This window comes from Acinetobacter sp. YH12105, from assembly GCF_013419095.1.
Taxonomy (GTDB): domain Bacteria; phylum Pseudomonadota; class Gammaproteobacteria; order Pseudomonadales; family Moraxellaceae; genus Acinetobacter; species Acinetobacter pseudolwoffii.
In genome coordinates this window covers 33,511-53,301 of the sequence record NZ_VPAU01000016.1, presented here as the reverse complement: position 1 = coordinate 53,301, position 19,791 = coordinate 33,511, and the positions used below count along the sequence as shown (strand labels likewise).

Annotated in this window: 21 protein-coding genes and 1 pseudogene; 13 read left to right on the top strand and 9 right to left on the bottom strand. The window is 45.1% G+C overall.

Annotation, left to right across the window (positions count from 1 at the left end):
* Positions 1-20 precede the first annotated feature (20 nt).
* Positions 21-422 carry an NUDIX domain-containing protein gene (locus tag FTU44_RS11860; protein WP_159138636.1) on the top strand — a complete coding sequence of 134 codons (402 nt, stop codon included), beginning with the start codon at positions 21-23 and terminating at the stop codon, positions 420-422.
* Positions 423-425: 3 nt separating this feature from the next.
* Here FTU44_RS11860 and FTU44_RS11855 read toward each other — a convergent pair whose 3' ends face one another.
* On the bottom strand, positions 426-1,061 hold the full coding sequence (locus FTU44_RS11855; RefSeq protein WP_180050833.1) for a ComF family protein: 636 nt from the start codon (positions 1,059-1,061) through the stop codon (positions 426-428).
* Positions 1,048-3,093, bottom strand: coding sequence for an ATP-dependent DNA helicase RecG (gene recG / locus FTU44_RS11850; protein ID WP_180050831.1), 2,046 nt, complete (start codon positions 3,091-3,093; stop codon positions 1,048-1,050). The genes FTU44_RS11855 and recG overlap by 14 nt, the downstream gene beginning before the upstream one ends.
* Before the next feature lie 33 nt (positions 3,094-3,126).
* On the opposite strand from recG, the gene FTU44_RS11845 reads away from it, so the two are divergent.
* Positions 3,127-3,978 (top strand): NAD-dependent epimerase/dehydratase family protein, encoded by an 852-nt coding sequence (locus tag FTU44_RS11845; RefSeq protein ID WP_180050828.1) that lies wholly within the window; start codon positions 3,127-3,129, stop codon positions 3,976-3,978.
* Between the two features lie 112 nt (positions 3,979-4,090).
* Here FTU44_RS11845 and plsB read toward each other — a convergent pair whose 3' ends face one another.
* Positions 4,091-6,658, bottom strand: a complete 2,568-nt coding sequence (gene plsB / locus FTU44_RS11840; RefSeq protein ID WP_180050825.1) for a glycerol-3-phosphate 1-O-acyltransferase PlsB — start codon at positions 6,656-6,658, stop codon at positions 4,091-4,093.
* Between the two features lie 285 nt (positions 6,659-6,943).
* Between plsB and FTU44_RS11835 the strand changes: the two genes are divergently transcribed.
* Together FTU44_RS11835 and FTU44_RS11830 are read left to right on the top strand one after the other, a co-directional pair.
* Positions 6,944-7,816, top strand: a complete 873-nt coding sequence (locus FTU44_RS11835) for an acyl-CoA thioesterase II (RefSeq protein WP_005094170.1) — start codon at positions 6,944-6,946, stop codon at positions 7,814-7,816.
* 176 nt (positions 7,817-7,992) lie between these two features.
* Positions 7,993-9,231 (top strand): dicarboxylate/amino acid:cation symporter, encoded by a 1,239-nt coding sequence (locus tag FTU44_RS11830; protein ID WP_034608350.1) that lies wholly within the window; start codon positions 7,993-7,995, stop codon positions 9,229-9,231.
* Here FTU44_RS11830 and FTU44_RS11825 read toward each other — a convergent pair.
* The 6 genes and pseudogenes from FTU44_RS11825 to FTU44_RS11805 form a co-directional block, all read right to left on the bottom strand.
* A complete protein-coding gene (locus FTU44_RS11825; RefSeq protein ID WP_180050822.1) occupies positions 9,228-9,647 on the bottom strand; it encodes a VOC family protein in 420 nt (139 codons plus the stop codon). The genes FTU44_RS11830 and FTU44_RS11825 overlap by 4 nt on opposite strands.
* 231 nt (positions 9,648-9,878) lie before the next feature.
* Entirely contained in the window at positions 9,879-10,823 is a 945-nt protein-coding gene (gene yihA / locus FTU44_RS11820) for a ribosome biogenesis GTP-binding protein YihA/YsxC (RefSeq protein ID WP_005168732.1), read from the bottom strand.
* An 88-nt stretch (positions 10,824-10,911) separates the two neighbouring features.
* Positions 10,912-11,364 (bottom strand): Rrf2 family transcriptional regulator, encoded by a 453-nt coding sequence (locus FTU44_RS11815; protein WP_100357821.1) that lies wholly within the window; start codon positions 11,362-11,364, stop codon positions 10,912-10,914.
* 89 nt (positions 11,365-11,453) lie between these two features.
* The gene (gene hmpA, locus FTU44_RS11810; RefSeq protein WP_180050820.1) at positions 11,454-12,665 is read right to left on the bottom strand and encodes an NO-inducible flavohemoprotein; all 1,212 of its coding nucleotides are present in this window, start codon (positions 12,663-12,665) and stop codon (positions 11,454-11,456) included.
* Between the two features lie 436 nt (positions 12,666-13,101).
* Positions 13,102-13,189 (bottom strand): annotated as a pseudogene (locus FTU44_RS15325) (hypothetical protein); the annotation flags it as partial.
* A gap of 59 nt (positions 13,190-13,248) precedes the next feature.
* Positions 13,249-14,451 (bottom strand): PLP-dependent transferase, encoded by a 1,203-nt coding sequence (locus FTU44_RS11805; protein ID WP_159138630.1) that lies wholly within the window; start codon positions 14,449-14,451, stop codon positions 13,249-13,251.
* Positions 14,452-14,612: 161 nt separating this feature from the next.
* On the opposite strand from FTU44_RS11805, the gene FTU44_RS11800 reads away from it, so the two are divergent.
* The 9 genes from FTU44_RS11800 (at position 14,613) to rpsC (ending at position 19,788) form a co-directional block, all read left to right on the top strand.
* A complete protein-coding gene (locus FTU44_RS11800; protein ID WP_180050817.1) occupies positions 14,613-15,374 on the top strand; it encodes a type 1 glutamine amidotransferase in 762 nt (253 codons plus the stop codon).
* A gap of 246 nt (positions 15,375-15,620) precedes the next feature.
* Complete coding sequence (gene rpsJ, locus FTU44_RS11795; RefSeq protein ID WP_000070912.1) at positions 15,621-15,932, top strand: 30S ribosomal protein S10; 312 nt, start codon at positions 15,621-15,623, stop codon at positions 15,930-15,932.
* A 60-nt stretch (positions 15,933-15,992) separates the two neighbouring features.
* A complete protein-coding gene (gene rplC, locus FTU44_RS11790; protein ID WP_005094152.1) occupies positions 15,993-16,631 on the top strand; it encodes a 50S ribosomal protein L3 in 639 nt (212 codons plus the stop codon).
* An 11-nt stretch (positions 16,632-16,642) separates the two neighbouring features.
* Positions 16,643-17,245 (top strand): 50S ribosomal protein L4, encoded by a 603-nt coding sequence (gene rplD, locus FTU44_RS11785; protein ID WP_005094150.1) that lies wholly within the window; start codon positions 16,643-16,645, stop codon positions 17,243-17,245.
* A complete protein-coding gene (rplW, locus tag FTU44_RS11780; protein ID WP_005094149.1) occupies positions 17,242-17,562 on the top strand; it encodes a 50S ribosomal protein L23 in 321 nt (106 codons plus the stop codon). Before rplD ends, rplW begins: the two co-directional genes overlap by 4 nt.
* 11 nt (positions 17,563-17,573) lie before the next feature.
* Complete coding sequence (gene rplB, locus FTU44_RS11775; RefSeq protein ID WP_005094148.1) at positions 17,574-18,398, top strand: 50S ribosomal protein L2; 825 nt, start codon at positions 17,574-17,576, stop codon at positions 18,396-18,398.
* Between the two features lie 19 nt (positions 18,399-18,417).
* The gene (gene rpsS, locus FTU44_RS11770) at positions 18,418-18,693 is read left to right on the top strand and encodes a 30S ribosomal protein S19 (RefSeq protein WP_004281508.1); all 276 of its coding nucleotides are present in this window, start codon (positions 18,418-18,420) and stop codon (positions 18,691-18,693) included.
* Positions 18,694-18,704: 11 nt separating this feature from the next.
* Positions 18,705-19,034: a 50S ribosomal protein L22 gene (gene rplV, locus FTU44_RS11765; protein WP_001982638.1), complete on the top strand. Its 330-nt coding sequence runs from the start codon at positions 18,705-18,707 to the stop codon at positions 19,032-19,034.
* Between the two features lies 1 nt (position 19,035).
* Complete coding sequence (rpsC, locus tag FTU44_RS11760; RefSeq protein WP_004281507.1) at positions 19,036-19,788, top strand: 30S ribosomal protein S3; 753 nt, start codon at positions 19,036-19,038, stop codon at positions 19,786-19,788.
* Positions 19,789-19,791 lie beyond the last annotated feature (3 nt).

Here is a 19,791-nt window from a genome sequence, read left to right as displayed (position 1 = left end):
TACGCAATTGTAGAAAATAAATGAAAGTGATTACGGTGGCTGCAGCCATTATTTTAAATGAAGCGCAGCAACTGCTGGTGGTTCGCAAGCAAGGAACATCCTGCTTTATGCAGGTCGGTGGCAAGCTGGAGCCAAATGAAACCCCAGAAGCCACCATGTTGCGTGAAATTCAGGAAGAAATTGGCACGCAAGCCCAGATTCAGCAATTCATTGGCCGTTTTGAAACCCAGACTGCCAATGAACCTGATCATCAACTGGTGAGTTATGTCTATTGGGTAAGTCTCGATCAAGCACCTAAAATTGAAGCAGAAATCGCTGAAATGAAATGGGTTGATCTGGATGAAAACGAGGTGCTACTGGCACCCTTGACCACTGAAATTGTGATTCCTTGGGTGAAGTCACATTTACTCGCCCAAGCTTAAATTTTAGATTTGTGCACCTGCCAGACAGGCTGCATAAATTTTCTGACAGCCTAGCTCTTCAAGTTTTCGAGTGAGCGCTAGAATCGAACTGCCGGTTGTCACCACATCATCAATAATCAGTACGCGTCGGTAACGAATATTAGACGGTGTACTGATCTGAAATTGCGACTGGATATCTTCGATTCTTTCCAGACGGCTTAAGCCTTTTTGTGAATGCTGTTTCAGCCGGCTAACAGGTTGCCAGATGGGAACATTCAATTTTTTCGCCACATGCTTGGTCAGCACCAGAGATTGATTATAACCGCGTTCGGCCAGGCGTTCAGTCGAGATCGGCATCGGGACTATTGCACTGACTTTGGGTAATTCTAAACTCAACAGCGTACCGGCCAGTAAATTTTGCAAATGCAGCTTCTGTTCATATTTAAACAGCTGAATCAACCGATCCATTGGGTAGGCATAATCGCAGGCAATCTGAAACTGCATTTCTTGACGCTGAATGGTTTGATGTATCCACGGCAACTGCTGCCAGCAATCCTGACAGACTGAATAAATGCTCTGATAATCAGTCTGACACAACTGGCAGGGCTGAAGCGTATTCAGCTTGGAGATTCCCTGTGCCAGTAATTTAAACATAGGCATAACGCGGTGCTTCCGGTAGCCAGCGTTGTAATAACGCCTCAGCCTGATCTGGATAATCTTTTAAAATTTGCTGCGCCACATAATGTGCCTGATTGAGCAGGTGATCATCGCGTTCAAGTTTGGCCACGCGGAAATTCATATCGCCGGTTTGTTTAGTCCCCAGTAATTCACCTGGCCCACGCAATTCCAGATCTTTCTCGGCAATCATAAAACCATCATTGGTTTCACGCATGATTCTTAAGCGTTCCTGACCGTTTTGCGACAGCGGATGCTTGTATAGCAGGGCGCAAAAACTGGCTTTGGCACCACGGCCGACCCGGCCACGTAGCTGATGTAGCTGTGACAGGCCTAAACGTTCGGCATTTTCAATCACCATAATGGAAGCGTTGGGTACATCGACCCCGACCTCAATTACGGTGGTGGCAATGAGTAGCTGTAATTCATTATTCTTAAATTGCTGCATCACCGCCTGTTTTTCATCGGCTTTCATTTTGCCATGTACCAGACCGATATTCAGCGCAGGAAAGCGTTCCCGAATTTCGGCAAAAGTGGCCTCCGCGGCTTGGGCATCTAAAGTTTCGGATTGCTCCACCAAGGTACAGACCCAATAGGCCTGTTTGCCTTCAGCGCAATTCGTCGCAATACGTTGCAGAACTTGTTCACGCCGATCCAGTGGAATGGTCACCGTTTGAATCGGGGTACGACCCGGTGGCAGCTCGTCAATCACCGAGGTATCCAGATCACCATAAGCCGACATGGCCAAGGTGCGGGGAATCGGGGTTGCGGTCATCACCAGCTGATGCGGGGACATGCCATCCAGGCCTTTATTTCTGAGTGCAAGACGTTGATCGACTCCAAAGCGGTGTTGCTCATCAATAATCACCAGACCGAGTTTGGCAAACTCGACATTCTCCTGAAACAGGGCGTGGGTGCCAATCACCAGATGGGCGCTCCCGTCCCGAATCAGCTGTTCCGCTGCGGCGCGGGCTTTGCCTTTTTGCTTGCCGGACAGCCAAGCGATATTAAGACCTAGTGGCTCAAACCAGCGTTTAAAGTTGAGATAATGCTGCTCGGCCAGAATTTCGGTAGGGGCCATCAACGCCACTTGCCAGCTTTCTTCCAGGGCATGACAGGCTGCGACACCGGCCACCAATGTTTTGCCGGCACCGACATCGCCTTGTACCAGACGTAACATCGGTTTATTGGCTTTTAAATCTTGTGCGATTTCTTTGGATACACGTTTTTGCGCACCGGTCATTTCAAAAGCCAGACTGGCCAGAAGCTGTTTGGCATAGGTTTTACTCGGTGAAAATGAAGGGGCTTCAACCTGCTGAATAAAGGCACGCCGGGTCAATAAACTGATCTGATGCGCCACCAGTTCTTCAAAGATCAGGCGTTGCTGTGCGGGATGCGAGCCTTGTGCCAGTTGTAACATATTGGCATTGACTGGCGGATGATGGATATATTCCAGTGCCTGTTTTAACGCATAACCATTGCTAAATTTTGCTGGCAGCAGTTCAGGCAGATGATCGCTATACTGAGCCAAAGCCTGCTGAATATAATCGCGTATTTTTGGCTGGGTCAGACCTTCAGTGGCCGGGTAAATCGCGGTAAGTTGGGTTTGCGGTAGCGGGGTATCTTCAGTAATGACTTGCAGCTCGGGATGATACATTTCCAGACCGCGCGCACCGACCCGGACTTCACCAAAAATTCTTAAACGGTGACCGAGCTTGCAGCGATCGGTGATGCCTTTATAAATATGATAAAAACGCAAAGTGACTTTACCGTAATCATCATCCAGTAATACAGCCATGGACTTGCGTTTACCCGGCGGGAAATCCACACCTTTGACGATACCTTCGAGCAAATAGCTACGCCCCACGCTCAATTGATTCATGGGAATGATCGTGCTACGGTCTTCATAGTCACGTGGTAGATGAAAAAGCAAATCATCAGTATTGAAGATATTTAATTTTTCAAGTAATGCAGCGGCGGCATTGCCAACGCCTTGTAACTGATGGACTGCAGCCATGTCCCCTCAACCAGATTCGTGATTCGGTGCTCAATGCATATTCTATTTATCGGTTATGGTAAAACATCCCGGCGTGTTGCTAAACAACTATTTGAGCAAGGTCATCAAATTAGCACAATTAGCTCAAGTCCCAAAACAGATTCCTTTGCAACTCATCTGATTCAAGATGTGCATAAACTGAATTTAACGACAGTCACACCGATTGATTGGGTCTATGTATTGCTTAGTCCAAAACAAAGTGCTGTCGATGGTTATCAACAGACCTATCTGGATTCAGTTCAGCCGATTGTCACTGCCTTGAAACAGCATCCAGTGCAGCGGATTGTGGTGGTGTCATCGACACGGGTCTATGGGCAAAATGCTGGAGAAAATATCAATGATGAAACGCCTCTACAGCCCAACGATGTGCAAGGAAAAATCCTGTATCGGATGGAGCAGGCCTATTTAGCGGCTTATCCTGAGCAATGTACAATTATTCGCCCAAGTGGAATTTATGGAACATCGGTAGAGCGCTTACAAAAAATGGCAGTATCTATGACCAGCTATCCAAATCTGCACTGGTCAAACCGGATTCATATCGAAGATTTATCACATTTCTTGTCACAGATGATTCACGTGGAACATCCTGAGTCTTCTTATATTGTGAGCAATAACCAGCCACAGCTTTTACATAAAGTCTTGCAATGGTTTCAGCAGCAGATGGGGCTGCCTTTACTCGAAGTTGAGAACAAGCAGGTCACCGGTAAAAAGCTCTATACAACTCGGATGCAAAAAACAGGATTTGAATTAAAGCATACAGATTGTTTTGAGGATTATTTGGGGTTGATGAATAAATTTGAAACTTCTCCCTTACAGAAGAGCTATCTTCATCCTTTTTTAAATTAAAGAAAATTCCCCTCCTTTGGAAAAGGAGGGGTTAGGGGAGGATTAAATTCTCCCTCATCCCCTTATGAAGCACTGCTTCCCATCTCCTGAAAGGAGAGGGAATAAAAAAGCCTTACTTCTTTTTCCGCTTCGCACGTTTCTTGGCTTGTTCAGCCGCAACTGCATCCAAAGCTTCTTTCAGTTCTTCATCCGTAAAGGCGGTGATGTGATGCAGCATCTGTAATTTCACTTCATCCAGTACCAGATCTGCATATTGCGCTACGTTGGTCAGCTGCTCATCAAAAACAATGGCATTGTCGTCATTGGTACACAGATAACCTTTTTGGGTTAAGACTTTAATAAAGCTCTGGAACAGGGCTTTGTCGAAGAATTCTGGCGAGTTGAATTCGTATAGAACTGATAAACGCTGACCAACCAGATAGCTCAATTCTTCAACCTGACGGGTCGAAATGTTGCCTGAACCACGTTGGGTAATCAGTGCCAAAGTCATATAATAACGTTCCAGACTTTGAGTCACTGGTGCAGCCAGAACTTCGAGCTGATGATGGACTTCAGTATTGGGTGCCGGAGCAAGCAGATTTTCACCATCTTGCGTGATCAGTTTGGCAGAAATCAAGTTGTCAATATGTGCATTGACCTGATCCTGAATCTCATCTTCACGCCATTTTAAAAACAGCTCTGCTTTTAGGAATGGATACAGGGTGCTGCTGATGTTGACGACATCATCACGGCGAATCGTTCCATTGTGTTCAGCCAGTGCTGCAATCAATGACGGAAGCACAAAGGAGTGCACGATATTGTTACGGAAATAAGTCAGCAAAACTGCCTGATTATCTTCAATGGCAATGATATCGCCCAGCACATGTTTTACCCGTTTGATCAGTTTTAGCTTCATTGCATAGGCAATAATTTCTTTGCCTGAAAGCGGTGTAACTTCCATCCGTTCATCATAAGGTAATGCCGCCAGCAGGGTACGATAAGTATCAAGCTGCTTGATACAGATTTCTTCATCCAGCGTATGTTTTGGCGTGGCCAACAGGATCAATGATAATAGCGATACCGGATTGATCACCACTGCACGGTTGATATTTTCCAGAATCGCTTGCGCAGAGCTGTTTACTGCATCAGAAACTGCTTGTGGAATTGGATCATCGTTCTTTTCAATTTTAATATTTTCTGCGCCATGCTGTTTCAGGATGTTATCCAGAAATACCGGCTCACCAAAATTCAGATGCACTTTACCGAAAATGCGTTCAATTTTGCGCAGGGTTTTGACAATACCAAAAATAGATTCGGCTTCTTTCGGCTTGCCGCTCATCTCACCGACATAAGTGCCGCCTTCCATCAGGCGTTCATAACCGATATAGGTCGGTACAAAGACAATTGGTTTGGCTTTGCCGCGTAAATGACCATGTACGGTCATCGCCAGCATCCCAGTTTTAGGTGGTAGCAAACGACCAGTACGTGAACGACCACCTTCGATAAAGTATTCCAGTGGGGTATTGCGTGACAGAACGCTATATAAATATTCTTTAAAGACTGTGGTATAGAGCGCATTGCCACGGAAAGTACGGCGGATAAAGAACGCACCGCCACCACGTAAAATCTGACCCACAAAAGGCATATTCAGGTTATCGCCCGCAGCGATATACGGCACCATCAAGCCACGACGATAGATCACATAAGACAATAATAAATAGTCGATGTGACTGCGGTGACATGGGGTATAGACAATCTCATAATCTTTGGCCAGTTCACGCACGGTACTGAAATTATGCACTTCCACGCCGTCATAGAGCTGCGTCCATAAGCGGGTCAGGGCTTTATCGGCAAAGCGTACAGTCGAATGAGAATAATCGGAAACAATTTCGTTCAGATAACCAATGGCACGACGTTCAGACTCCAGCATCGAGATTTTACTGCGAATACTGTCATTGCGAATCGCAGCCTGTACATCTGGCGATTTGATGAGGCCGTGCATGACGTTACGGCGATCGGACAGATCCGGCCCGAGAATCACTTCGCGCTGACCATCCAGATAATCATTTAAAGTGCTAACAATATAAGTCGCTGGCGCTGAATTTGGATGCGTTTCTTTGGCATGCTCAATCATGGCACGTAAAGACTGGGGTTCGTGAAACTCTAAATAAGACTGACGGCCATGCAGACCGATATTGACCAGTTGCTTGACCCGGCTTGGCGTAGACCAGGTATCGGTAAATAGCAGTTTGAACCAGGAATCTTCTTTTTCAGGTTCACGTCCCCAAAGCACCGTGACTGGTACCAATTCCACATCTAGTCCAGGATGTTGTTCCAGGATTTCAATCAGGCGTAACAGGCGCGGCGGAAACGCATGCGGCGGTGAGCTGAGCAGGTTATTTTCATCATGATGCTGTAAAAACAGCAGCGAAGCTTTTTCCTTACTATTGCCCAGTTGCATTGGATCGAGCGCAGCTGGCAACTTTAAACGGCGGGTTTCTGCATCGACGACCAGCGCATTACTACGCGAATGGTTCTGTAAAACGTAGCAGACCAGCTTTCGCGATTCTGTTGCAGTCTGATCAGGTTCAGGTGCTGTCACTTCACTTGGTACTTCCCCAAGAACATGAGGGGTAACCACAAGATCAAGTAGCTTACTTGAAAGCTTGCGATACATTTGACCAAAGCCATTCTTGGACATAGCTGCTCCTAATTTTACTGACCAAAACCACAGGACTTCTGAGGGGGTTTATTTTTGCGGGTTTCCAAAGCGAAACCATATATCTTTTTTTAACAACTTCAACAGAAGTGCTCTAATTTTAGCGTGAAAGCAGATGCTTTTCCTAGTCACTTATGACATCAGTATGACAGAACAGTCATGCAATCTTTAGAGTTTCGGTCTGATTTTGTGGCAGAATATTCCAGATTAATTATTTAGATCTGTTTTTCCATTTTTGGGATATCTCCAATATTACGTAGGTTGCTTATGAATGCCTTAACACAGGAACTGGTCGAGCTGCTCAGCTTGGAAAAGTTAGAAGAAAACATTTTTCGGGGAATCAGCCGTAATCTGGTGGGCAAGCGCGTGTTTGGTGGGCAGGTTTTAGGGCAGGCACTCCGCGCTGCGTCTTATACCACAGACCGTCCGGCACACTCGTTACATGCCTATTTTCTGTTTGGTGGAGATGTCAATGCACCGATTATTTATGAAGTGGATCGTATCCGTGACGGCAAGAGCTTTGTCAGCCGTCAAGTACGTGCGATTCAGCATGGTCGCACTATTTTTATGTGTATGGTGTCTTTTGCGCATCAGGAAGAAGGTCTCAATTACCAGATTTCAGAGCCGGAATATCCGCCAGCAGAAAGCCTGAAAAATGAAGCAGAACTGATCAAACAAATGATTGAGTTTATTCCGGAAAATGTCCGTGCGTCTTTCACCCGTGATCGTCATGTCGAGATTCGCCCGATCAATCCGCAAAATCCGTTTCAGCCGCAACCGGAAGCGCCGTCTTATGCGCACTATATCCGCACGCATGACCGAATTGCTGCAGAAGTGGATCAGATTTCTTTGCATCAGGCCATTGCCGCTTTCTATTCAGACTTTACCTTGATGACCACGGCACTGCGTCCACATGGTCTGAGCTATATTTCGCCAAGCCTGCAATGTGCCAGTATTGACCATGCCATGTACTTCCATAAGCCATTTCGTGCCGATGAATGGATGCTATATGACATGGATGCCACCCAGAGTGCCAGTTCGCGTGGTCTGAATTTTGGACGGATGTGGCAGAATGGCGAACTGGTCTGTAGTACCACGCAGGAAGGGCTGATCCGCTTACGTGAAATCGAAACCCAATAATTTTTATATTTTTGCTCAAAAAGCCGAATCCCAGATTCGGTTTTTTTGTTTTTAATCCGCAGAACAATCATTATTTGAGATCTTGTTCTAGGCACGCGTTTATAAAATATTACTCGATTCTGTAGAATCGGCATGGCATAGTGCCGCTTAAGATCTATATTAAAATGCATGAAAAGATGAGCTTAAATACGCAAATTTTAATTGCCGCCGTATTGGGGGTGCTGTTTGGATTTTTACTCACAATATTTCCGCAGACCTCATTTTTTGATGTCAGTTTATACGGCATCGGCATCGTCAGCAGTGTTTTTATCGGCTTATTAAAAATGCTGTTGGTTCCGCTAATTTTTACGTCGATTGTGGTCGGGGTATCTAATCTACAGGCAGGCGGACAACTGAATCGCACCTGGAAAATCACCCTGATGTGCTGTGTGACCACAACGACTTTGGCACTCATTTTAGGTCTGGCCTGTGCACATCTGTTTGATGTCGGCAAGGGTGTCGATGTACTGATGTTCCAGGATGCCATGGCGCAGCATCAGACTCCGGACACCTTAACGCCATCTTCTTTCTTTACCAATTTTATCCAAAATACTCTGATCAATCCGTTTAAGGCATTTTCAGATGGCAATGTCCTGGCAGTGGTGGTCTTTGCCTTGTTTGTCGGTGTGGCACTGGTCGCAGGCGGAGATAAATTCCGTACCGTGCGCAAGTTGAGTCACCAGTTTTTTGAAATCATGATGTTGATGATTGGCTGGGTGATGAAACTGGCACCTTTCGGTATTTTTGCTTTATTGGCCAAGCTGATCGCGACTGAGGATATTTCGGTACTCAGTCGTCTGGCTGAATTTGCGGCCGTGGTCACCGGAACCACCATTTTCCATGGCATCGTGGTATTGCCTTTATTGCTGTGGATTTTTGGCAAGATGGATCCGATCACGTTCTTTAAAGGCACACGCGCTGCTTTAATTACCGCATTTGCCACCAGTTCCAGTTCGGCCACCATGCCACTGTCAATGAAATGTGCGCAGGAAAATCTGGGCGTACGTCCGCATACGGCAGGTTTTGTGATTCCACTGGGAACACAGCTGAATATGGATGGCACAGCACTCTATGAAGCAGCCGCCGCCTTGTTTATTGCCAATTTAATGGGGCTGGATCTGAGTCTGGGGCAACAGCTGGTGGTCTGTGCCACGGCAATGATTGCATCCTTAGGCGCACCTGGGATTCCAAGCGCTGGCATGGTCACCATGATTATGGTGTTGCAATCTGTGGGATTGCCTGCCGAGGCGATTGCGATTTTATTGCCGATCGACCGTTTACTGGATACGGTACGTACCGTGGTGAATGTGCAGGGCGATATGATGATCAGTGTGGTGGTAGACCGGCATACCCGTGAACCTGAAGCGCCGGTTTAATCTTTATCTAAGTCCGGATTCCAGACAATTTCCCAGAGATGACCATTGGGATCCTGAAAATAACCAGCATATCCGCCATAAAAGGTGGTGTGTGCAGCTTTGATAATTTTAGCGCCCGCACGTTCAGCCAGTACCATGATCTGGTCAACCTCTAATGGACTATAGACATTATGTCCCAGCGCCATTTGGGTTGGGCAGATCGGGCTCAATTCAAGACCGGTATCTTGCTGAAGGCTGCGCTGCGGCCATAAGGCAAGCTTAAGACCGGATTGCAGTTGAATAAACGCCACCGCACCATATTCAAATTCCTGCCCCATAATTCCGTCACTTTTAAAGCCTAAACCCTCACAATAAAATTGCAATGGCTGTTCTATGTCCTGAACAGCCAGCGTAATCACAGAGATAGATGGTTTCATAATGGGTTCCTGATCTAAGGCTGATCAAGATTTATTCTAATATGAATCAGGATTTAATCACTAAGTAAACAATGCAGTCTTCATGTAAAAACAGGTAAATCTGATCAATCCGGCGCTGCTATCACTTGACCAGCTTGATATGGTGAAAATCACCTTAGAAAAAAACCTCCGTTATGCGGCATAACGGAGGTTTTTAATTTAAATTAATCAATCAAATATTTTGTCATTTGATTATTCAGCTGAGCGTTTATTCTGGTTTAGCTCATCTGCTGCTTTAAGTTCTGACTGATCCTGCTCAAGTAATTCAAGCGGTTCTTCAGCTTCATTTAAGTCATGCGGTGAAACCTCACCAATAGCAGTTGCATCAGACCCAGAGTCGAGTTCAACTGGTTCATCGAATTGATTTAGATCATGAGCCGATACTTCCGGAATACTGTCCAAATCAAATTGAGTTGATTGATCTAAAGTGAAATTCAGACGGCCGCCCATGACGCTGGCCAGTTCTTCAAGTCCCTCTTTGTTCATAGAGGAGAACAATTGAATCGAGAAGTCCAGTTTCATTTTTTTTAATGCGGCTTTGACTTCCTGAAGCGCTTTAGAGGCAGGGCCACGATTCAGCTTATCTGATTTGGTTAAAAGAACATGCACAAACAAATGACGTGAATAAGCCCATTCCAGCATCATCACATCAAAGTGTTGTAGCGGATGACGAATATCCATCAACAGCACCAAGCCCTGTAAGCTTTTGCGATGAATCAGATAATTTTCCAGTTCTTTTTGCCAAACAATTTTCATCGCCTCTGGTACGGCAGCATAGCCATAGCCTGGTAAATCGACCAGACGCTGATCTGGATTACCCAAGCTAAAAAAGTTAATCATCTGGGTGCGGCCGGGTCTTTTTGATGCACGTGCCAACTGTTTCTGGTTGGTCAGGGCATTAATCGCACTGGATTTACCGGCATTGGAGCGACCGGCAAAAGCAATTTCATAGCCTGTATCTTCTACACAAAGACTGAGTTTTGGTGCACTCATTAAAAATTCGGCTTTGCGTAGCCAGTTGAGTGAGCGCACAGAATATTCAGTAATAGCAGAATCAACTTTTTTCTCGTAGCTGATCTTTTGCTTGGGTGCATGGGCTGTCTTACTGTTTTTGGATTTTCCTCTGCTGTGGTGCATAACTCAACTTCAATAAATGATCTACAAAGAAACATTATAAAGGAAGTCGCACAGGCAAGCGAACTTTGCTTTGCAATGCTATTGCAACTTAATCCATCAGGTTAATTAAACCGATTGGAGAAACAGTACTAAAATGAGATTGGTTAGATGGGGTGAGCACATCGGCCAGGGTATATTGGTTCAGGCTTTGGTAAAACTGTTCCAGCGCATGGTCGAGAATACCTTTTAAACCACAATTGCTACGCAGTACGCAGGGTGGGGTATTACATTCGACAATCACATGATTTTCACCCTGCAAGCTACGCACGATCTCACCGAGTTTTAGATTTAGTGTAGTAGGATTTAAGCGGATGCCGCCGCCTTTACCGCGTGTGGCAATAATCCAGTCTTGTTTCGACATGAAATGCACAATCTTCATTAAATGATTTTGTGACACATACAAATCTCGCGCAATTTCCGCAATCGTATACAGCGTATCTCGCGGCTGGGAGATGTACATTAAAATACGCAAAGCATAGTCGGTAAATTTGTTTAATTGCATGATCGCACTAATATCTTTAAGAATTAAATAGATAAGGGCTAGTCTAGCATAACCAGACTAGCCCCACCTATTCAGCTTGAAGCGAGGGCTTAGTGGTGAACCCCACCTGTACCAAATGCTTCACTATGAATATTTTCAGCAGGAATACCGCGGGCAACGAGTGCTTTTTGCTGTTCTGCCATAAATGGCATTGGGCCGCAAAGGTAGTAATCGGCATTGACTGGTAACAGCGCTGCATCAACTGTACTCAGATCCAGACGACCTGCTACATCATAATCCTCACCCAGTTTGTCAGCTTGATGTGGAAATTCATAAGCAGTAAGGGTGCTTAAGTGCGGATATTTTGCTTTCAGGTCATGAATATGCTGGTGCATCGCATGAACCTGTTTGCTACGGCAAGCATGGATAAAGGTCACAGGTTGTGGCATATCCAGAGTCACCAGCTGGTTCAGCATCGCGATCATTGGCGTCAGGCCAACACCACCACTGATAAACACATTACGTTTAGCTGGATCGATCAGGTAGAAGTTACCTGTTGGTGCAGATACTTCAATTTCTGAACCTTCCGGCAAACCATGTAGAGTGTTAGACACCCAACCTGCAACTTGATCTGCGCCATTGCCCGGTTCACGTTTAACTGAAATACGCAAATAGTCTGCTTGAGGGCTGGTTGAAAGCGTATATTGACGCGGCTGTTTTAAGCCGAGTTCTTCTACGAATACACGAACTGAAATATATTGACCCGCTTCATATTTCGGTAAATCGCCACCATCTACCGGTTGTAGATAGATTGAAGTAATCTCGTCACTTTCTACTACTTTTCGGGCAATTTTGAAATTGCGCCAGCCTAACCAGCTACCTTTGGTTTGCTGATGCTGCTCATAGATCGTTTTTTCAGTGCTGATGAACAAGTCAGCCAATTGACCATAAGCTGTAGCCCAAGCATCAATTAATGGATCTTCCATCGGGATGCTTAATACTTCACTAATAGAATGCAGCAGGTTTTCACCCACAATATTATAGTCTGGCGCTTGAATGTTTAAGCTCACGTGTTTATGCGCGATCAGCTCAACCACAGGTAAAAGTACAGATGGGTCTTCAATATTTTCGGCATAGGCCAATACAGCGCCGGCAAGAGCTTGCGCCTGTGCACCACTGCGTTGGTGACCCATATTAAACGTTTCTTTAAGGGCAGGGTTGTTGCCTAACATGCGGTTATAAAAATAGCCCGTGAGTGCCACACCATTTTCGCGGAGTACAGGCACTGTTGCTTTTACAAGGTCAATTTGCTGCGGAGTCATGTTTGATCTCTCATGGCTGTTTATTTATAAGATGTATTTAAAATACATCTTAAAGCATGCCTTGTAAATACATCTTTTAATAAAACCATAAAAAAATTATGGGATATCTGAATATCCCATAATTTTAAAAATCTTGATAGGAATAAATCGTGCTATTTTCACTGAAAAAGCAGTCATGAAACTCGCGGACAATTCTCCCCGGTATCATCTCCGAGCCTGCGTGCGCAGTTTGATAAATCGATCAGTATCTTTTATGAACTTTTTAGGTTGCCTAAGTCGCGTGTTCTAATTCCTTTTGTTGCTCACCGGTTAGAGGTCACTGTTCCTTGGCTTGCTGTTTTGCAAATTCTGCTTGTTTGGCATTTTTTTGAGGTTCGGCCACTTGGGTTTTGCAGCATTTCAAAAGCACTATTCCGATCGACACTCTGTTCATAAATAAGAGTGACTGTTTTTTTAGTTTCAGTTAAACCGACAAGCAGACCATGCCGACTGGTAAGCTGTGAGCATAAGACAATGTCTTGCATGGTATTTGTGGTTTTTTAGCAATACCAAGGGGTGCTCACATAACTTTTCCTATTGTTTATTATTCATTTTTAGGCTTTTTCATGTGTTCTAGGGCGTACTGGATATCTTGAATCAAATCTTGCGGATGTTCCAGTCCGATACAAAAACGAACCAAAAAGCCATCTTTTAAATGTGAATGTTTCAGTACACGCATGTCTTTTAAGTTATAGAGCATGACCAGGCTAACAGGACCACCCCAGCTAAAGCCGAGCTTAAACAGGTTTAAGCTGTCACAGAAATTGCGAATATCTTGCAGCTTATAAGAATGATCAAAAATCACGCTAACCAGGCCGGCACTTTGACCTGTCTTACAAATATCTTTCCAGTATTGATGTCCAGCGCAATCTGGATCGGCTGGATGTAAAACTTGAACAAGCTCAGTTTGCTGTTTGAGCCACTTCATTAAAGTCAGTGCGCTTTCGGACTGATGCTGATAACGCAGTTGCATCGAAGCCAGACTGCGTTGTACCTGCGCCACATCATCACCAGAAACACTAATGCCCTGAATGGCATGGGTACGGAACAGTTTGTGATGCAGGGTTTTATCTCGTGTAACAACTGAGCCCATCAAGATGTCGCCACCACCGCTTGGATATTTGGTCAGGGCATGAACCGTGATATCGACACTTAAATGCTCTTCGCCAAAATCAAAAGCATTAAAAGCCAGACCTGCGCCCCAGGTATTATCCAGCGCCGTCAAAATATGATGTGCCTGGGCTTTTTTGATTAAACCGACCAGATCTGGAAACTCCAGTGTGACTGAACCGGCCGCTTCCAGCCAAAGCAGTTTTGCTTTTTCACTTGGTGTAAAGGTTTCGACCTCAAGCGGGTTATACACTTTGACCGCAATGCCATAACGCGTTTCCAGATTGCGCAGATGTTCCATGTTTGGGCCATAGATGTTATCGGCAACCCAGACTTCATCACCTTGGCTCAAGAAACAAGAATTCACCAGGTTAATGGCGGATAAACCGCTCGGCGCAAGTAGGCAGTATTCACCCCCTTCAATTTGCGCGATGTTATCGCCTAAGGTGAATGTCGTGGGTGTGCCGTGGGTGCCGTAGCTATAGTCATAAGCATCGGTCCAGTGGCGATTAAATAGCGCATCAGTATTCTCAAAAATAATGGTCGATGCACGAAACAGGGGAGGTTGAACCGTAGAAATGGATTGAGGGGCTTTTCGTGGTGCATGAATCAGGGTGGTTTGAGCGTTTTTTTTCACGTGAATGCCCTTAAATGTAATCAAATATTACCTTAGCTTAAGAGAATCTGTGACTCACTGCCAGTTCGGTTGTGAATTGTTAAAAAAATTGGTCCTTGAAAAAAGTTGGCTTCATTTTTGCAAAACCTAAAACTATCTAGCTAAAAAATAGGTTGAGGAGCATGAAGTCGCATTTAAAAGTGCATTATTTTCAGCATATTGCTGGTGAAGGCTATGGTAGTTGTCATGAGTTTTTAAAGCAGTATCAGGCGTACATTAGTGCGACTGAGTTTTTTGCTTTACCGTTGGATCGTCCTTTAGAGATTGAGGCTTTGCCAAGGGTTGAGGACGTCGATTTACTGATCATCATGGGCGGAACCATGAGTGTCAATGATGAGGCGAATTTCCCCTGGTTAAAGATAGAGAAACGCTGGTTGCGTCGTTATCTGTCACATGGCAAACCGGCAATCGGTTTATGCCTGGGTGGACAATTGATTGCCAATGCATTGGGGGCGGGCGTCAGTCGTAATCCTGAGCAGGAATTGGGCTGGGCCACGGTACACAAGGTAGCCAATCTACCGCAAGAATGTTTTAGCTTACCCGAACAGTTCAATATTCTGCAATGGCATAGTGAAAGCTTTGAAATACCCAAAGGGGCAGTGCATCTGGCAGAAAACCAAGCCTGTCGTAATCAGATGTACCAGTTGGGCAAAAATGTGCTCGGTTTTCAGTTTCATCCAGAGAGTACCCCAGAAACCCTGTCTTTATTTTTGGAAGATGAGGAGCAGCTTGCACAATTTTCAGGAAAATATGTTCAGGATCTCTCTGAATTAAAAAAGACCCATAAAAATAAGTTTGTTGAAGGAAATCAGATATTAAATCGAGCTATAGAATATGTCTTGGCGAAAACTGCCCTGCATTCAGAAAATAAACTCTTGTTTTAGGGGGTAAATTGAAAACTTGGATAAAACCATAAAAGGGATTTGCTTATGCATTAAACAATGGCTATAATAAGCGACCCTTCGATAGGAAGGGGGTTAACTGCGAATAAAGTAGTTAACTATCGTTACAGTCGTGGCATCGATCACGACCTTAGTGATATTTCACTGCTCTTGACACTTACCCGTATTAAAGTGGGGTGAGATGCGTCAGGAGTGATTCTTTATATATTTGGCTTGGAGTTTACTGGTATGTCTAACCAGAGAATTCGTATCCGTCTTAAGTCTTTTGATCATCGCCTGATTGATCAATCTGCTCAAGAAATCGTAGAAACCGCAAAACGTACTGGAGCACAAGTGTGTGGTCCAATTCCAATGCCAACACGCATTGAACGTTTTAACGTTTTAACATCACCACACGTAAACAAAGACGCGCGTGACCAGTACGAAATCCGTACTTACAAGCGTTTGATCGACATCGTTCAACCTACAGACAAAACTGTAGATGCATTGATGAAGTTAGATCTTGCAGCTGGTGTTGATGTTCAGATCGCATTGGGTTAAGGCTTTCGGGTTAATTAACACTCTAAGTTAATTAGGCCGCTTTTTTAGAGGTTTATGCACATGGCTATTGGTTTAGTCGGTCGCAAGTGCGGTATGACACGTATCTTTACAGATGCTGGTGTTTCTGTGCCTGTTACAGTGATTGAGGTTGATCCTAACCGCATCACTCAAATCAAAACGCTTGAAACTGATGGTTATCAAGCGATTCAAATCACTACTGGTGAACGTCGCGAATCTCGCGTAACTAACGCTCAGAAAGGCCACTTCGCGAAAGCAGGTGTTGCAGCTGGTCGTCTAGTTCAAGAATTCCGCGCTACAGAAGCTGATCTTGAAGGTCGTGAAGTTGGTGGTACGCTTACCGTTGAATTGTTCCAGGTTGGTCAAGTTGTTGACGTAACTGGTCAATCTAAAGGTAAAGGTTTCCAAGGTGGTGTTAAGCGTTGGAACTTCCGTACGCAAGATGCAACTCACGGTAACTCGCTTTCTCACCGTGTTTTAGGTTCTACTGGTCAAAACCAGACTCCTGGTCGCGTATTCAAAGGCAAAAAAATGGCTGGCCATTTAGGTGCTGAACGCGTAACTACACAGGGTCTTGAGATCGTTGCTATCGACACAGAACGTTCAGTTCTTGTTGTTAAAGGCGCGGTTCCTGGTGCTACTGGTGGCGACGTAATCGTTCGTCCTACGATCAAGGCCTGAGGGGAAATAACGTGAATTTAAATACTGTTTCCGGCTCTGCTGTTGAATTATCAGAAGTTGCGTTCGGTCGTGAATTTAATGAAGCTCTTGTTCACCAAGTGGTTACAGCTTATTTAGCTGGTGGCCGTCAAGGTTCAAAAGCTCAGAAATCACGTGCAGACGTTTCTGGCGGTGGCCGCAAGCCATTCCGTCAAAAAGGTACTGGCCGTGCTCGTGCTGGTTCTATTCGTAGCCCAATCTGGGTTGGCGGTGGTAAAACTTTTGCTGCTCGTCCACAAGACTGGTCTCAAAAAGTAAACCGTAAAATGTACCGCGGTGCTATGCAATGCATCATGGCTGAACTTGTTCGTCAAGATCGCCTAATTTTAGTTGATGAGTTTGCTGTTGCAGCTCCAAAAACTAAAGAATTGCTTGCAAAGCTTAACGACTTGAATGCAACTCGTGCATTGATCGTTACCGATGCTGTTGATGAGAACTTGTATCTTGCTGCACGCAATATTCCACACGTAGATGTGGTTGATGCTGCTGCAATCGATCCGGTTAGCTTGATTGCGTTCGACAAAGTTGTTATGTCTGTAGCTGCTGCTAAGAAAATTGAGGTAGAACTCGGATGAACAACGAACGTATCTATCAAGTCCTGCAAGGACCTGTATTCTCAGAAAAAGCACAAGTTTTAGGTGAAACTGCTGGTGTTCAAGTGTTTAAAGTTGCTATCAACGCAAACAAGCTTGAAATCAAAAAAGCAGTGGAACAACTCTTTGGTGTAGAAGTTGTTAAAGTTAACACGACTATCACTAAAGGTAAGTCTAAACGCTTTGGTAAAACATTAGGACGTCGTTCTGATGTTAAAAAAGCATACGTCACCCTGAAAGCTGGCCAAGATGTTGAAATGGCTGACTTGGGCGATACCGCTGAAAGCACAGCGGAATAAGGACGAGAATTATGCCTATTCAAAAATGTAAGCCAACGTCTCCAGGACGTCGCTTTGTAGAGAAAGTAGTTCATGATCACCTTCACAAAGGCGCACCGTACTCTCCGTTGGTTGAAGCTAAAAAACGTACTGGCGGCCGTAACAATAACGGTCACATCACGACTCGTCACGTTGGTGGCGGTCATAAGCAGCACTACCGTCTAGTTGACTTTAAACGTAACAAAGATGGTATTCCTGCAACTGTAGAGCGTATCGAATACGATCCTAACCGTACTGCACACATTGCACTTGTATTGTATGCTGATGGTGAGCGTCGTTATATCATCGCTCCTAAAGGCCTTCGCGCTGGCGATAAAGTACAGTCTGGTAACGATGCTCCAATTCGTCCAGGTAACTGCTTGCCGCTTCGCAACATGCCAATCGGTTCTACTCTTCACAACATCGAACTTAAAATCGGTAAAGGCGCGCAGATTGCTCGTTCAGCTGGTACTTCAGTTCAGCTGTTGGGTCGTGACGGTTCTTACGCTATCGTTCGTCTACGTTCAGGCGAGATGCGTAAAATTCACGTTGAATGTCGCGCTGTGTTAGGTGAAGTATCTAACTCGGAAAGCAATCTTCGTTCGCTTGGTAAAGCTGGTGCATCGCGCTGGCGTGGTGTTCGTCCTACCGTTCGTGGTATGGCAATGAACCCAGTTGACCATCCGCACGGTGGTGGTGAAGGGCGTAACAAAGGTATTCAACCTGTAAGCCCATGGGGTCAAAAAGCTAAAGGGTACAAGACACGTACCAATAAGCGTACGACTAAGATGATCATTCGCGACCGTCGCGTTAAGTAACAAGTAAAGGAATCTGACAATGCCTCGTTCTCTGAAAAAAGGCCCATTCGTCGATGCGCACTTGTTCGCTAAGGTTGAAGCGGCTATCGCGGCTAATAACCGTAAGCCGATCAAAACTTGGTCGCGTCGTTCGATGATCCTACCGGATTTTGTTGGTTTAACAATTTCTGTACACAATGGCCGTAACCACGTTCCTGTGATCGTTTCTGAACACATGGTTGGTCACAAGCTTGGTGAATTTGCACCAACTCGTACCTATCGCGGTCACGGTGTTGACAAGAAATCTAAACGTTAATGGGTGCTATGATGGAAGTAACTGCTAAATTACGCGGTGCCGCTATCTCGGCACAAAAAGCTCGTTTGGTTGCAGATCTTATCCGCGGCAAATCTGTTGCGCACGCGCTTAACATCCTTAACTTCAGCAACAAAAAAGCTGCAGTTCTAGTTAAGAAAGCGTTGGAATCTGCGATTGCAAACGCTGAACACAATAACAGTTTAGATGTAGACGACCTTAAAGTTTCTACGATCTACGTTGATGAAGGCATGAGCCTGAAACGTATTATGCCACGTGCTAAAGGCCGTGCAGATCGTATTACTAAGCGTACTTGTCACATCACCGTTAAGGTAGGGGTTTGATATGGGTCAGAAGGTTCATCCAATCGGTATCCGCCTAGGTGTTGTGAAACGTCATAACGCTAACTGGTATGCGAATCCGAAACAATACGCTGAATACTTGCTTAAAGATCTTCAAGTTCGTGAGTTTTTAATCAAAAAACTTAAAAACGCGATGATCAGCAACATTCTTATCGAACGTCCTACAGGCGCTGCTAAAGTAACTATTAGCACTGCTCGTCCTGGTATCGTAATCGGTAAAAAAGGCGAAGATATTGAGAAACTACAACGCGAATTAACATCTATCATGGGTGTTCCTGCGCAAGTAAGTATCAATGAAATTGATCGTCCAGACTTAGACGCGCGTCTAGTTGCTGAAGCAATCGCTTCTCAATTGGAAAAACGTGTAATGTTCCGTCGTGCTATGAAGCGTGCAGTACAAAACACAATGCGTGCTGGTGCTAAAGGTATCAAAGTAGAAGTTTCAGGCCGTTTAGGTGGTGCTGAGATTGCTCGTACTGAGTGGTATCGTGAAGGTCGTGTACCTCTACATACGCTTCGTGCAGATATCGACTATGCGACTATGCGTGCTGAGACTACTTACGGTACGATTGGTGTTAAAGTTTGGATCTTCCGTGGTGAGATTTTGGGCGGCATGAAACAAGTCATGAACCCAGCTCCAGCAGAAGAACGTCCAGCTAAACGTGGTCGTGGTCGTGGTGAAGGTCAAGAGCGTCGTGGTCGTCGCAATGATCGTTCTGCTGAAAAAGGAGAATAATCC

What these genes read in the sequence shown, in the direction of transcription:
- hmpA (WP_180050820.1), bottom strand. Translation starts at nt 12,665, where the DNA reads ATGACTCCGCAGCAAATTGACCTTGTAAAAGCAACAGTGCCTGTACTC.
- FTU44_RS11815 (WP_100357821.1), bottom strand. Translation starts at nt 11,364, where the DNA reads ATGCAATTAAACAAATTTACCGACTATGCTTTGCGTATTTTAATGTAC.
- FTU44_RS11855 (WP_180050833.1), bottom strand. Translation starts at nt 1,061, where the DNA reads ATGCCTATGTTTAAATTACTGGCACAGGGAATCTCCAAGCTGAATACG.
- plsB (WP_180050825.1), bottom strand. Translation starts at nt 6,658, where the DNA reads ATGTCCAAGAATGGCTTTGGTCAAATGTATCGCAAGCTTTCAAGTAAG.
- yihA (WP_005168732.1), bottom strand. Translation starts at nt 10,823, where the DNA reads ATGCACCACAGCAGAGGAAAATCCAAAAACAGTAAGACAGCCCATGCA.
- FTU44_RS11835 (WP_005094170.1), top strand. Translation starts at nt 6,944, where the DNA reads ATGAATGCCTTAACACAGGAACTGGTCGAGCTGCTCAGCTTGGAAAAG.
- FTU44_RS11860 (WP_159138636.1), top strand. Translation starts at nt 21, where the DNA reads ATGAAAGTGATTACGGTGGCTGCAGCCATTATTTTAAATGAAGCGCAG.
- rpsC (WP_004281507.1), top strand. Translation starts at nt 19,036, where the DNA reads ATGGGTCAGAAGGTTCATCCAATCGGTATCCGCCTAGGTGTTGTGAAA.
- FTU44_RS11845 (WP_180050828.1), top strand. Translation starts at nt 3,127, where the DNA reads ATGCATATTCTATTTATCGGTTATGGTAAAACATCCCGGCGTGTTGCT.
- rpsJ (WP_000070912.1), top strand. Translation starts at nt 15,621, where the DNA reads ATGTCTAACCAGAGAATTCGTATCCGTCTTAAGTCTTTTGATCATCGC.
- FTU44_RS11830 (WP_034608350.1), top strand. Translation starts at nt 7,993, where the DNA reads ATGAGCTTAAATACGCAAATTTTAATTGCCGCCGTATTGGGGGTGCTG.
- rplV (WP_001982638.1), top strand. Translation starts at nt 18,705, where the DNA reads ATGGAAGTAACTGCTAAATTACGCGGTGCCGCTATCTCGGCACAAAAA.
- recG (WP_180050831.1), bottom strand. Translation starts at nt 3,093, where the DNA reads ATGGCTGCAGTCCATCAGTTACAAGGCGTTGGCAATGCCGCCGCTGCA.
- FTU44_RS11825 (WP_180050822.1), bottom strand. Translation starts at nt 9,647, where the DNA reads ATGAAACCATCTATCTCTGTGATTACGCTGGCTGTTCAGGACATAGAA.
- rplW (WP_005094149.1), top strand. Translation starts at nt 17,242, where the DNA reads ATGAACAACGAACGTATCTATCAAGTCCTGCAAGGACCTGTATTCTCA.
- FTU44_RS11800 (WP_180050817.1), top strand. Translation starts at nt 14,613, where the DNA reads ATGAAGTCGCATTTAAAAGTGCATTATTTTCAGCATATTGCTGGTGAA.
- rpsS (WP_004281508.1), top strand. Translation starts at nt 18,418, where the DNA reads ATGCCTCGTTCTCTGAAAAAAGGCCCATTCGTCGATGCGCACTTGTTC.
- rplC (WP_005094152.1), top strand. Translation starts at nt 15,993, where the DNA reads ATGGCTATTGGTTTAGTCGGTCGCAAGTGCGGTATGACACGTATCTTT.
- rplB (WP_005094148.1), top strand. Translation starts at nt 17,574, where the DNA reads ATGCCTATTCAAAAATGTAAGCCAACGTCTCCAGGACGTCGCTTTGTA.